This window comes from Blastococcus sp. SYSU DS0973 (genome assembly GCF_054051055.1).
This window is the reverse complement of sequence record NZ_JBJHAN010000003.1, coordinates 17,823-30,131: the sequence shown is the minus strand read 5'-3', so window position 1 is coordinate 30,131 and position 12,309 is coordinate 17,823. Positions and strand designations below refer to the sequence as shown.

Annotated in this window: 11 protein-coding genes; 8 read left to right on the top strand and 3 right to left on the bottom strand. The window is 75.3% G+C overall.

Features of this window, described 5'->3' with window-relative positions:
- Position 1: 1 nt before the first annotated feature.
- The 3 genes from ACI791_RS06845 to ACI791_RS06835 all read left to right on the top strand — a co-directional run bounded on the left by ACI791_RS06845 (position 2) and on the right by ACI791_RS06835 (position 4,579).
- Positions 2 to 913, top strand: coding sequence for a diacylglycerol kinase family protein (locus tag ACI791_RS06845; RefSeq protein ID WP_456585362.1), 912 nt, complete (start codon positions 2 to 4; stop codon positions 911 to 913).
- Positions 914 to 1,020: 107 nt separating this feature from the next.
- Entirely contained in the window at positions 1,021 to 3,855 is a 2,835-nt protein-coding gene (locus tag ACI791_RS06840) for a DEAD/DEAH box helicase (protein WP_456585361.1), read from the top strand.
- An 82-nt stretch (positions 3,856 to 3,937) separates the two neighbouring features.
- Entirely contained in the window at positions 3,938 to 4,579 is a 642-nt protein-coding gene (locus ACI791_RS06835; RefSeq protein ID WP_456585360.1) for a DUF4333 domain-containing protein, read from the top strand.
- 6 nt (positions 4,580 to 4,585) lie between these two features.
- Here the strand turns inward: ACI791_RS06835 and ACI791_RS06830 are convergent, their stop codons facing one another.
- Positions 4,586 to 5,503, bottom strand: coding sequence for a 5'-3' exonuclease (locus ACI791_RS06830; RefSeq protein ID WP_456585665.1), 918 nt, complete (start codon positions 5,501 to 5,503; stop codon positions 4,586 to 4,588).
- A 180-nt stretch (positions 5,504 to 5,683) separates the two neighbouring features.
- Between ACI791_RS06830 and ACI791_RS06825 the strand changes: the two genes are divergently transcribed.
- Genes ACI791_RS06825 through ACI791_RS06815 form a run of 3 tightly spaced genes read left to right on the top strand, consistent with a single transcriptional unit; the run spans position 5,684 to position 8,445 of the window.
- Positions 5,684 to 6,829: a M24 family metallopeptidase gene (locus ACI791_RS06825; RefSeq protein ID WP_456585359.1), complete on the top strand. Its 1,146-nt coding sequence runs from the start codon at positions 5,684 to 5,686 to the stop codon at positions 6,827 to 6,829.
- Positions 6,804 to 7,277, top strand: a complete 474-nt coding sequence (locus ACI791_RS06820; protein ID WP_347060661.1) for an Lrp/AsnC family transcriptional regulator — start codon at positions 6,804 to 6,806, stop codon at positions 7,275 to 7,277. The genes ACI791_RS06825 and ACI791_RS06820 overlap by 26 nt, the downstream gene beginning before the upstream one ends.
- A 40-nt stretch (positions 7,278 to 7,317) precedes the next feature.
- Positions 7,318 to 8,445 (top strand): Rv2578c family radical SAM protein, encoded by a 1,128-nt coding sequence (locus tag ACI791_RS06815; protein ID WP_456585358.1) that lies wholly within the window; start codon positions 7,318 to 7,320, stop codon positions 8,443 to 8,445.
- A gap of 7 nt (positions 8,446 to 8,452) precedes the next feature.
- Here the strand turns inward: ACI791_RS06815 and ACI791_RS06810 are convergent, their stop codons facing one another.
- On the bottom strand, positions 8,453 to 9,298 hold the full coding sequence (locus tag ACI791_RS06810) for a hypothetical protein (RefSeq protein ID WP_456585357.1): 846 nt from the start codon (positions 9,296 to 9,298) through the stop codon (positions 8,453 to 8,455).
- A 234-nt stretch (positions 9,299 to 9,532) separates the two neighbouring features.
- On the opposite strand from ACI791_RS06810, the gene ACI791_RS06805 reads away from it, so the two are divergent.
- Both ACI791_RS06805 and ACI791_RS06800 read left to right on the top strand, forming a co-directional pair.
- A complete protein-coding gene (locus ACI791_RS06805; RefSeq protein ID WP_456585356.1) occupies positions 9,533 to 10,711 on the top strand; it encodes a carboxylate-amine ligase in 1,179 nt (392 codons plus the stop codon).
- A gap of 9 nt (positions 10,712 to 10,720) precedes the next feature.
- Positions 10,721 to 11,581, top strand: a complete 861-nt coding sequence (locus ACI791_RS06800; RefSeq protein WP_456585355.1) for a lysophospholipid acyltransferase family protein — start codon at positions 10,721 to 10,723, stop codon at positions 11,579 to 11,581.
- A 10-nt stretch (positions 11,582 to 11,591) separates the two neighbouring features.
- Here the strand turns inward: ACI791_RS06800 and ACI791_RS06795 are convergent, their stop codons facing one another.
- The gene (locus ACI791_RS06795) at positions 11,592 to 12,119 is read right to left on the bottom strand and encodes a GNAT family N-acetyltransferase (protein WP_456585354.1); all 528 of its coding nucleotides are present in this window, start codon (positions 12,117 to 12,119) and stop codon (positions 11,592 to 11,594) included.
- Positions 12,120 to 12,309: the final 190 nt, after the last annotated feature.

Here is a 12,309-nt window from a genome sequence, read left to right as displayed (position 1 = left end):
CGTGGACGTCGCCGTCCTCACCAGCCCCGCCGCCGGCCGGGGCCGCGCACGGGCCCTGTCCGCCGCCGTCCCCGGCCTGCTCCGGGAAGCCGGGCTGACGCCCCGCGTCCTCGACGCGTGCACGCGGCCGGACGCCGAGCGGCAGGCGACCGCCGCGGTGGCGGGCGGAGCGGCCGCGGTGCTCGCCGTCGGCGGGGACGGCGCGGCGCACGCCGCGCTGCAGGCGGTCGCCGGCACCACGACGACCCTGGCGGTGGTCCCCGCCGGCACCGGCAACGACCTGGCGCTCGCCCTCGGCGTGCCCGCCGACCCCGCCGCAGCGGTCCGCGCCGCCGCCGCCGACCTGCTCGCCGGCCGTTCGCGGAGCGTCGACGCCGGCCGGTCCGCGGACCGGTGGTGGGCCACGGTGCTGTGCTGCGGCTTCGACTCCGCCGTGACCGACCGGGCCAACCGGCTGCGCTGGCCGCCGGGGCGACGGCGCTACGACCTCGCCGTCCTCACCGAGCTGGCCCGGCTGCGCCCGTACGAGGTGACGCTGTCGCTGGACGGTGAGAAACGGACCCTGCCGGCGACGATGGTCGCCGTCGGCAACACCGCCTGGTACGGCGGCGGGCTGCGCATCTGCCCGACCGCCGACCCGGCCGACGGGCTCTTCGACGTCACCGTCGTCGGCGCCACCACCCGGCGGGAGCTGGTCCGCACCAAGCCGCGACTGGCCGACGGTTCCCACGTCGACCACCCGCTGGTCACCGTGCACCGGGCTGCCCGCGTGGAGCTGGCCTGCGCCGGCGTCACCACCTACGCCGACGGCGAGCCGGTGGCGCCGCTGCCGGTCGTGAGCGAGTGCGTCCCCGGCGCCCTCCGGGTGGTCGGCGCGGCCCCGTCCAGGACTCGGCCTGAACCTCCCCGATGATCAGGTGGCCTGGTCGTTCCGGGTCCTGGCTGCCCGTCAGCAGTGAGCCAGGACCCCGAATGGTCAGCCGACCTGATCGTTCCGGGCCCAGCGCCTAACGTGGAGCCATGTCCAGCCCCGCTGAGCGGTACGCCGCTGCCCGGAGGCGGACTTCCCACCCGACGTTGGCCGACTTCACCGCCGAGCTGGGCTTCTCCCTGGACCCGTTCCAGGTGGAGGCCTGCGAGGCGCTGGAGGACGGCTCGGGGGTCCTCGTCTGCGCGCCCACCGGCGCCGGCAAGACCGTGGTGGGCGAGTTCGCCGTGCACAAGGCCCTGGCCGAGGGGCGGAAGGCGTTCTACACGACGCCGATCAAGGCGCTGTCGAACCAGAAGTACAACGACCTGGTGGAGCGCTACGGCGCCGAGCGGGTGGGGCTGCTGACCGGCGACAACGCGGTCAACGGCGACGCCCCGGTGATCGTGATGACCACCGAGGTGCTGCGCAACATGCTGTACGCCGAGTCGCCGGCGCTGAGCGGGCTGGGCTACGTGGTCATGGACGAGGTGCACTACCTCGCCGACCGGTTCCGGGGCGCGGTCTGGGAGGAGGTGATCATCCACCTCCCGCCGTCGGTGACCCTGGTGTCCCTGTCGGCGACGGTGAGCAACGCCGAGGAGTTCGCCGACTGGCTGGTCACCGTGCGCGGCGACACGAAGGTCGTGGTGAGCGAGGTGCGGCCGATCCCGCTCTGGCAGCACATGCTGGTCGGGAGCCGGGTGTTCGACCTGTTCTCCCTCCGCCCGGCCGCGCACGCCGGTGAGCAGGGGGACAGCCCCCGTCCGCTGTCCACCCGGGAGCGCGGCGCCTCCGTCGTCGACCCCGAGCTGGTGCGCTACGTGCGCGAGTACGAGCGACGGATCGACAGCTGGGGCGGTCCGAGCCGCCGGGAGAGCCACCACCGGCCCCGGTACCGTCCGCCGGCCCGGTCCGACGTCGTCGAGCGGCTCGACCGCGCCGGCCTGCTCCCGGCGATCACGTTCGTCTTCAGCCGCAACGGCTGCGACGCCGCCGTCCACCAGTGCCTGATGAGCGGCCTGCGGCTCACCGACGAGGCCGAGCGCGCCGAGATCGCCGCGATCATCGACGAGCGCACCGGCTCGCTGCCGGAGGAGGACCTGCACGTCCTCGGCTTCTGGGAGTGGCGCGAGGGCCTGCTGGCCGGGCTGGCCGCCCACCACGCCGGCCTGGTGCCGGCGTTCAAGGAGACGGTCGAGGAGTGCTTCGTGCGCGGCCTGGTCAAGGCCGTGTTCGCCACCGAGACCCTCGCGCTGGGCATCAACATGCCCGCACGCACCGTCGTCCTGGAGCGGCTGGTCAAGTGGAACGGCGAGGCGCACGTCGACGTGACGCCGGGAGAGTACACACAGCTCACCGGCCGGGCCGGCCGCCGCGGCATCGACGTGGAGGGGCACGCGGTGGTCATCTGGTCGCCGGGCATGGACCCCTCGGTGGTCGCCGGACTGGCCAGCACCCGCACCTACCCGCTCCGGTCGAGCTTCCGGCCCAGCTACAACATGGCCGTCAACCTGGTCAGCTCCTTCGGCCGGGCGCGGGCGCGGGAGCTCCTGGCGTCGTCGTTCGCCCAGTTCCAGGCCGACCGCTCGGTCGTGGGCCTGGCCCGGGCGGCCGCCCGGCACGAACGGGACGCCGCGCAGTTCGCCGCCGAGATGCGGTCCGACCGCGGGGACGTCGGCGCATACGCGCGGCTGCGCCGGGAGATCGCCGACCGGGAGAAGGAGCTCTCCCGCGACTCGCAGGCCAAGCGCCGCCTGGAGGCCGCCGACGCCCTGGCCGCGCTCCGCCCGGGCGACGTCATCCGGGTGCCCACGGGGCGGCGGCAGGGCCTCGCGGTCGTCCTCGACCCCGGCATCACCGACCTCGCCGACCCCCGGCCGCTCGTGCTGACCGAGGACAAGTGGGCCGGCCGGCTCGGTTCGGTGGACTTCCCCGCGCCGGTGACGGCGCTGGCCCGGGTCCGGGTGCCCAAGAACTTCAACCACCGCAGCCCGCACGCGCGCCGGGACCTCGCCTCCACGTTGCGCAACGCCCGGGTGGAGCACGAGCTGGGTGCCCGGCGGGTGAAGAACCGCTCGGCCGCGGCCGACGACCCGGTGCTCGCCGAGCTGCGGCAGGCGCTGCGTCACCACCCGGTGCACCAGCTGCCCGACCGCGAGGAGCGGGTGCGGGTGGCCGAGCGCTGGTTGCGCGCGGTGCGGGAGGCGGAGTCGCTGCAGCGGACGATGGCCGAGCGCACCGGATCCCTCACCCGGCAGTTCGACCGCACCTGCGACGTCCTGGAGGAGCTGGGCTACCTGGTGCCGGAGGTCGCGCCGCTGGTCCCGGCCGACACCGAGGTGGTCGGCGCGGTCGACGACGTCCCGGTGGTGACCGACGACGGCCGCCGGCTGTCCCGCATCTGGTCGGAGTCGGACCTGCTGGCCGCCGAGTGCCTGCGGGCCGGCGTGTGGCGGGGGCTGAACCCGCCGGAGCTGGCGGCCACGGTCTCCACGCTGGTCTTCGAGGCCCGGCGGGACACCCCGAGCCTGCCCGCGGTTCCGGCCGGCAAGGTCGCCGCGGCGATCGGCGGGATGCGGCAGATCCGGTCGCGGCTGCAGGACGTCGAGCTCGACCATGGCGTGCCGGCCAGCCGCGATCTCGACCTGGGCTTCGCCTGGGCCGCCTACCGCTGGGCCGACGGGCAGAGCCTGGACCGGGTGCTGGCCGGGGCGGAGCAGGCCGGCACCGAGCTCTCCGGTGGTGACTTCGTCCGGTGGACCCGGCAGCTGCTCGACCTGCTCGACCAGCTGGGCAAGGTCGCCGACGACGCGGTCGCCCGGACGGCCCGCGCGGCGGTGGACCGGATCCGGCGTGGCGTGGTGGCCGTGGCCGTCGGCGGCTGACCGGCGCGTTCCGCGCGGGCGTGGCCGGTGCGGCAGAATCCGAGCGCGTTCCGCGAGGAGCGCCAGCGACCCGGGAGCGACGATGACCGACCCGCCGTACCGCGACGGCCGCCGCGGCGGGGACCCCGACGGCGACTCCGCGCAGCCGCCCCCGTACGGCCAGCAGCCCCCGCACGGCCGGCCCGGGCCCTGGCGGCAGCAGCCGGGGAGAGTTCCGCACGGGGCCACCCAGCCCTACGCCCGGCCGCCCGGGGGCTTCGGTCAGCCGCTGCCGCCACCGCAACAGCACTGGGCGACGCCGCCGAGCGCCGCCGGGCCCTACGGATCCCCAGCCGGCGCCATGCCCTCCTCCGGCGTGCCCGGGTACGGACCGCCCGGCGACGGCGGCCCCCCGTCCGGCCCGACCCCGGCGCGCCGCGGGCCCCGCCGGGGCGTGCTCGCCGTCCTGGCGGTCCTGGCCGTGGTCGTGCTGGGGAGCATCGCCGTGCTGGCGACCACGTCGGGGCCGACCGTCCTGTCGCGCGGGGCGGTCGAGCGCGACGTCGCCGTCCAGTTCGAGCAGCGCGAGGGCGTGGCGGTCGACCTGGAGTGCGCCGAGGAGATGACCGTCGAGCAGGGCGCCACCTACGAGTGCACCGGGGTGACCGCCGACGAGGAGCGGATCACCCTCCGGATCGAGATCACCGACGAGGACGGTGCCCGCTACACCTGGACCGAGCCCTGACCCCGGTCAGCCCAGCACGCCGTCGGGCCAGCCGAGGGCGGCGCCCAGCCGGCTGAGCGACGACTGCAGCCCGTGGGCCTCGGCCAGGGCGGTGAGGGCCCCCGGGTCGGCGGGCGTGCGGGGGAGCGTGCCCTCGACCGCCGGCAGGTCGATGCCCGTGGCCACCGCCACCACGACCGGGGCCGCGTCGAGGTAGTCGCTCGCGGCGTGCAGCTTCTTGAGCACCGCGGCGGTCAACGGCGGCTTCGGGACGACGGTCCGCGCGGCCGCCGACCGGATGCCGGCCAGGTCCCCGAACTCGTTGATCAGGGCGGCCGCCGTCTTGGCGCCGACACCGGCCACGCCGGGCAGCCCGTCGCTGGGATCGCCGCGCAGCACGGCGAAGTCGGCGTAGGCGCGGCCGGGGATCCCGTACCTGGCGGCGACGGCGGCCTCGTCGACGAACTCGAGGTCGGAGATGCCCCGGGCGGTGTAGAGCACCCGCACCCCGCGGGCGTCGTCGACGAGCTGGAACAGGTCGCGGTCACCGGTGACGACGTCGACCGGGCCGCGCGCGCGGGTGGCGAGCGTGCCGATCACGTCGTCGGCCTCGTAGCCGGGCGCGCCCACGCGGGCGAGCCCGGCGGCGGCCAGCACCTCCACGAGGACCGGCACCTGCGGTCCGAGCTCGTCGGGGGTCTCCTCGCCGCCGTCGGATGAGAGCCGGTGGGCCTTGTAGGAGGGCAGCGCCTCGACGCGGAACGCCGGCCGCCAGTCGTCGTCCCAGCAGGCCACCAGCCGGTCGGGGGCCTGCGTGGCGACCAGCCGCGCGGTCATGTCCAGGAAGCCGCGGACGGCGTTGATCGGGCGCCCGTCCGGCGTGGTCACGCTGGTGGGCACGCCGTAGAAGGCGCGGAAGTACAGGGACGCGGCATCCAGCAGCATGGTGGTCACGCGACTGCACCGCCGATCCCGGCGGACGGGCAGCGGTCCGCCGCCCGGGCGATCGACGGTGCCGTGCTCGTGCCGGACCTCGCGAACTCGTCCACGACGGCGGACGGTAGCGGTCTGGCAACGATTGCGGGAAACGGCGGTCCCCGTGGTTAGTCTGCGCAGGTGGGAACCGTGACGACTCCGGCCGGAACCGGCCCGCTCCTGACAACCGACCGGGTGCACGCCGCGCGGGCGGTCGCCGGGCAGCTGGGTGTCGACCTGCTCGTGCTCACCCCGGGCGCCGACCTGCGCTACCTGTGCGGGTACGACGCGCACGCGATGGAGCGGCTGACCGCCCTCGCCGTCCCGCGGTCGGGGGAGCCCTTCCTCGTCGTGCCGCGGCTGGAGGCCCCCATGGTCGGCGTCAGCCCCGCCGGTGCGCTGGGCCTCGAGCTGATGGCCTGGGACGAGACCGACGACCCGTACGCGGCGCTCGCCTCGGCCGCCACCGAGCGGCTGGGCTCGGCCCCGGTGCGGGTCGCCGTCGGTTCGCGCACCTGGGCCGAACACGCGCTCGGCGTGCAGCGGGCACTGCCCGGCTCCACCCTGGAGCTGGCGTCGCCGGTCGTCGACCGCCTGCGCATGGTCAAGACCCCCGCCGAGGTCGAGGAGCTGGCGCTGGCCGGCGCCGCCATCGACCGGGTGCACGCCCGCATGGGGGAGTGGCTGACCGTCGGGCGCACGGAGGCCGAGGTGGGCGCGGACATCGCCGCCGCCATCCTGGCCGAGGGGCACGTCGGCGTGGACTTCACCATCGTGGGCGCCGGGCCCAACGGGGCCAGCCCCCACCACGAGCTCTCCGACCGCGTGATCGCCGCCGGCGACCTGGTCGTGGTCGACATCGGCGGGGAGACCGCCACCGGCTACCGCTCCGACTGCACCCGCACCTACGTCGTCGGCGGTGCCCCCGATGCCGAGATCGCCGAGTGGTACGCCGTGCTGCACGAGGCGCAGCAGGCCGCGACCGCGGCCGTGCGGCCGGGCGTCACCGCCGAGCAGATCGACGCCGCGGCGCGCGAGATCATCGCCGGCGCCGGCTGGGGGGAGTACTTCATCCACCGCACCGGTCACGGCATCGGGCTGGACACCCACGAGGCGCCCTACATCGTCGCGGGCAACCAGCTGCCCCTCGAGCCGGGCATGGCGTTCTCGGTGGAGCCGGGCATCTACCTGCCCGGCCGCCACGGCGCCCGCATCGAGGACATCGTGGTCTGCACCGACGACGGCGTCCGCGTCCTCAACAACGGTTCCCGTGAGCTCGTCGAACTCCCCGGCTGAGGCCGGGGCGACCGCGGTCGACGTCGACCGCGCCCTCCTCGCCGCCCTGGCCCGGGACGGCCGCGCAAGCTACACCGACCTCGCCGAGCGCGTGGGCCTGTCCGTCTCGGCAGTGCACCAGCGGGTGCGCCGGCTGGAGCAGCGTGGGCTCATCACCGGATACCGCGCGACGCTGGACGCCACGCAGATCGGGCTCCCGCTGACGGCGTTCGTGTCGATCACCCCGACCGATGCGCAGACCGACGACGCCCCGGCCCTGCTCGCGCACCTGGACGCCATCGAGGAGTGCCACGCGGTCGCCGGCGTGGAGAGCTACATCCTCAAGGTGCGGGTGGCCTCGCCGGACGCGCTGGAGCTCCTGCTCAAGGAGATCCGCTGCACCGCGAACGTCACGACCCGGACCACGGTGGTCCTCTCGACCCCCTACGAGGCCCGCCCCCTGCTCTGACCCGCTGGACAACGGTTCGAACGCGTGTTCGGATAGGGCCATGCGGTGGGACTCGCAGCGGTTGGACCTGGAGGAGCCCGGGGCCCTGCCGGGCATGCCGAGCATCCGCGGCCTGCTGCGCAGCGTGCAGGTGCCCGAGTTCCCGGGGCTGACCTTCCACGAGGTGCGGTCGAAGAGCGCCCTGAACCGCGTGCCGGGGGAGTCGGCGATGCCGTTCCCGTGGACGATCAACCCCTACCGTGGTTGCAGCCATTCGTGCGTCTACTGCTTCGCCCGCCGGACGCACGAGTGGCTGGAGCTGGACACCGGCCGCGACTTCGACAGCCAGGTCGTGGTGAAGACCAACCTGGTCGAGGTGCTGCAGCGGGAGCTCGCCCGGCCGTCCTGGCAGCGCGAGCACGTGGCGCTGGGCACGAACACCGACCCCTACCAGCGGGCCGAGGGGCGCTACCGGCTCATGCCCGGCGTCATCGGCGCGCTCGCCCGCTCGGGCACCCCGTTCTCCGTGCTGACCAAGGGCACCCTGCTGCGGCGCGACGTGCCACTGCTCGCTGCGGCGGCCCGCGACGTCCCGCTCGGCCTGGGGGTCTCCCTGGCGATCTGGGACGACGACCTGCACGCCGGCCTGGAACCCGGCGTTCCCACGCCGCGCGCCCGACTGGATCTCGTGCGGGCGCTCGCCGAGGCGGGGCTGCCCTGCGGCGTCTTCCTCGCGCCCGTGCTGCCGGGCCTCACCGACACGGTGGAGCACCTCGACACGGCTCTCGGGGCGATCGCCGCCGCCGGTGCCGCCGGGGTGACGGTCATCCCGCTGCACCTGCGCCCCGGCGCCCGGGAGTGGTTCATGGCCTGGCTGGTCCGCACGCATCCGGAGCTGGTCCCGCGCTACGAGCAGCTCTACGCCCGGCGCGCGTACGTCCCGGCCGAGTACCGCGCCTGGCTGGCACGGCGGGTGGCGCCCCTGCTCGTGCGCCACGGGCTCGACCGCCGGGCCGGCGGCGCAGCACGCCGGGTCGACCCGGCGGTCGCCGACGACGTGCCCGTGGACGAGGCCGTCGGCTTCCCCGCCGGGACCCTCCCCTCCGGTCGATCGCCCGGCACCGTGCCCGCGCCGGCCCGCGGGCGAGCCCCGTCGGCCGGGCCGGCCGAGCAGCTGACACTGCTGTGAGCGGAGTTCAGCCGGCCAGCCGGGACGCCCGCGCCACCGCGCGGCTCGCCCGGACCGCGCCCCGGGACGCCACCGGTGGGGCGCCGGCGGCCAGGGCGAGCCGGCGGTAGGAGTCGTAGGAGAGGGTCCGGTAGGCGGCGGCGAGCTCTTCGACCGACTCGCGGCGGAACGGCGGCGCGCCGGCCCGGAGATGCCCGACCGTCCTCCGCACGTGCTTGGTGAAGGTGGCCTGCAACGCCTGGTTGGACAGCCGCCCCCCGACCCGGGAGTCCAGCCCCGGACCGCGCCGGAGCGCCGGGAGCACCCAGTCGCTCGCGGACAGCGCGGGGTACCTCGCCCGCACCGACTCCCACGCGTGCCAGGCGGTCAGCGCACCGGGGACCGCCCACTCGCCGTCGTCGGTGGACAGCAGCAGCCGGCGGGTGGTCACCCGCACCTGGTCCCGGCGCAGCGACCGGAAGACGCCGACGGGCGCCGGCCAGCCCAGTGCGAGCGCGCACCAGGCCACCGAGCGGAGGTGCTCCGGGTCGTTCCCGCGCACCTGGGTGAGAGGCCGCAGGTCCAGTCGCGGGGGATCGGGCTCGGGTGTGCGGGGGAGCGGCAGGGCCAGGCCGCCGTACCGGGCGACCTTGCTGTAGAGCGCCACGGTCGCCGGCTTCCACCCCCGGGCGGCGGCCAGCTCGTCGAGACCGGCGGCCGCGAGGTCGTCGGGACCGAGGTCCAGCTCGAGCGCGGCATCGACCAGCCGGCGCCACTGCGCCTCGTACCCGGGAGGGGGCGTCCACCGCGCCCAGGCGCGCTCCGGAGAAGGAGCGGGCATGTCGGGCAGCGGCTGCTGCCATGCACGTCGCATTGCGCAATACTACCGTTATCCCCAACAATGCCACACAAAATTTGTGTCGTCACCTGCCGAGACCACGGACACGGCGCCCTCCGGGCGCCGAGGCACCAACAACCCGGCACCGACCATCGCACCGCGGGACCGATGGCCCCCGCCGGGACGGAGCCCGCGTGCACCCGGCCAGGTCGGGTGTCACCACCGCTGGCCGGTTCTGCGCTCGGGCGACCGGCTCTGGATCATGGACCCGTGCGAACGGTGGGCGTCGAGGAGGAACTGCTCGTGGTCGACGCGGAGGGAGTCCCCGTCTCGCGAGCTCCCGAGGCCCTCGAGATCGCCGCGCGCCGCGGCGAAGGGGAGGACGTCCGGCAGCACGACCGGGCCGAGCGAGGCGAGGAAGCCGATGTTCCCGACACCGCTCACCTCATGCCGGAGCTCAAGGCCCAGCAGCTCGAGCTCGGCACCCCGGTCTGCTCGACGCTCGACGAGGTGGGTGTCCAGTTGCGCCACTGGCGGGGCCGGGCCGACGCCGCGGCCGGCGCCGTGGGCGCTCGGGTGGCTGCCCTGGCCACCTCCCCGGTCGCGGTCGAGCCGGTGCCCACGGAGGGGGAGCGCTACCGGCGCCTGGTGACCGCCTTCGGTCGGACGGCGGAGGAGGTGCTGACCTGCGGGTGCCACGTCCACGTGTCCGTGGCCGACGACGAGGAGGGCGTGGCGGTGCTCAACCGCATCCGCAGCTGGCTCCCGGTGCTCACCGCCCTCACCGCCAACTCGCCCTTCTGGCAGGGCCGGGACACCTCGTACGCCAGCTTCCGGTCGGAGGTCTGGCACCGGTGGCCCTCCGCCGGGCCGAACGGCCCCTTCGCCGATGCCGCCGACTACCACCGCCTCGTCGACGCGGTGCTCGCCACCGGCACCGTGCTGGACACGGGAATGGTGTACTTCGACGCCCGGCTGTCGGCCAACTGGCCCACCGTCGAGGTCCGCACCGCCGATGTCGCGTTGCGGGTCGAGGACGCCGTCACCGTGACCGGCATCGTGCGCGGACTGGTGGAGACCGCCGCCCGCGAGGCCCGGACCGGCTCGGCGCCCCCGCAGATGCGGGCGGAGGTCCTGCGCCTGTCCGCCTGGCGAGCCGGCCGCTCGGGGCTGTCCGGCGAGCTCGTGCACCCGAGCACCGGTCGGCCCGCGCCCGCGGCTGACGTGCTCGCGGACCTCCTCGACCACGTCCGTCCCGCCCTCGCGGACGCCGGCGACGAGCAGCGGGTGACCGACGGGCTCGACGCGCTGCTCACCCGTGGCACGGGGGCCGACTTCCAGCGGCGGGTCCACCGGGAGACCGGCAGCCTCCCCGCGGTCGTCCGGGCCGCCGTCGAGGTCACCGCCGGGACGGAAGGCGACCGGGCGGCCGCCGGGGTCAGCCGCTAGATTCCGGCCATGTACACCGCGAGCTGGCGTGACGTCGTCCGTCCCGGGCTGTTCGGTGCCTCGCCCGACCCCCGGGACAAGCCCTACCGGTTCATCATCCGGCTCGCCCTGGTGGTGTTCCGGCTGTTCCGCTTCCGCTTCGACGTCCGCGGCTCGCACCACGTGCCACCCACCGGTGGCGCGATCATCTGCAGCAACCACGTCAGCTTCTTCGACTTCACCTTCCTCGGGCTCGGCGCGCTGCCGCAGCACCGCCTGGTCCGGTTCATGGCCAAGTCAGCGGTGTTCGACCACTGGTTCTCCGGCCCGTTCATGCGCGCGATGAAGCACATCCCGGTCGACCGGAGGGCCGGCTCGGCAGCCTTCGAGGCGGCGGTGCGGGCGCTCAAGGACGGCGAGATCGTCGGGGTGTTCCCGGAGGCGACGATCAGCACCAGCTTCACCGTGAAGGACCTCAAGGCGGGCGCCGCTCGCATGGCCATCGACTCCGGCGTGCCGATCATCCCGGCCGCCGTGTGGGGCGGGCACCGGGTGGCCACGAAGAACCACAAGGTGGAGCTCCGCCGCGGCGTCGCAGTGACCGTCGTCCTCGGCGAGCCGATCACGGCCCAGCCGGGGGAGCAGATCCCGGCTCTCCTGGCCCGCACGAGGACGGCCATGGAGGCACTCCTGGACGAGGCCCAGCGCAGCTACCCGGACCAGCCCGCCGGTGACGACGACCGCTGGTGGCAGCCGGCCCACCTCGGCGGCACCGCCCCGACGCCCGCCGAGGCCGCCACCGCCGACACGGTGCGCGCCACCGGCCGGGGGACCAAGGCCCAGAAGAAGTCGCTGGGCCGCCGCGTCTCCGGGCTCGTGCGCCGCAGCTGACCCGGGGAGGTCACGCCACGACCGGCGGCGCCATGAGCCGGAAGGCCTCCAGCTCGACGTCGTACCAGCGACGCATGCGCCCGAGCGGCGTCATGCCCAGCCGTCGGCAGACGGCCATCGACGGCTCGTTCCCCGGCCGCACCACGGCGTACACCTCAGGAAGGCCGAGGGCGAACGCCCGGTCGATGACCGCGCGCGCCGCCTCCGTGGCGTAGCCGTACCCCCAGGAGTCCGGGTGCAGGTGCCACCCGACCTCCACCTCGCCGACCCCGTCGGGCAGCGGCTTGAGCAGCACGGTGCCCGCCGGGGTGCCGTCGGGCCGCTCGATCGCCCAGCACAGGAAGCGCTCGTCGAGCCGGTGCACGGCCGCCCAGCGGATCACGAGCTCCTCGGGGGGCACCGACGGTGCGCCGCCCAGCCAACGGGTCACTTCCCCGCGACCGTAGATGTCGGTGAGCCGGGCCAGGTCCGCCGGCCAGGTGGTCCAGGGACGCAGTCGCAGCCGTTCCGTGCGCAGCTCCTCCGCCACCGCCGTCATCCGTCCTGCCTACCGTCGGGGGAGGGCTGCGGCCACCCGGACGGAACCGACGACCCGACACGCCGCGGAGGGCCTGCCGTCGCTGCACCGTACGGCGCCGACGGCACCTGGCGTCGCCGTCGGTACCGCGTGGTTCCCTGCTCCCCGGCGCCGCCGCAGGGCGGCGAGGAGAACCGAGAGGGAGGGACGA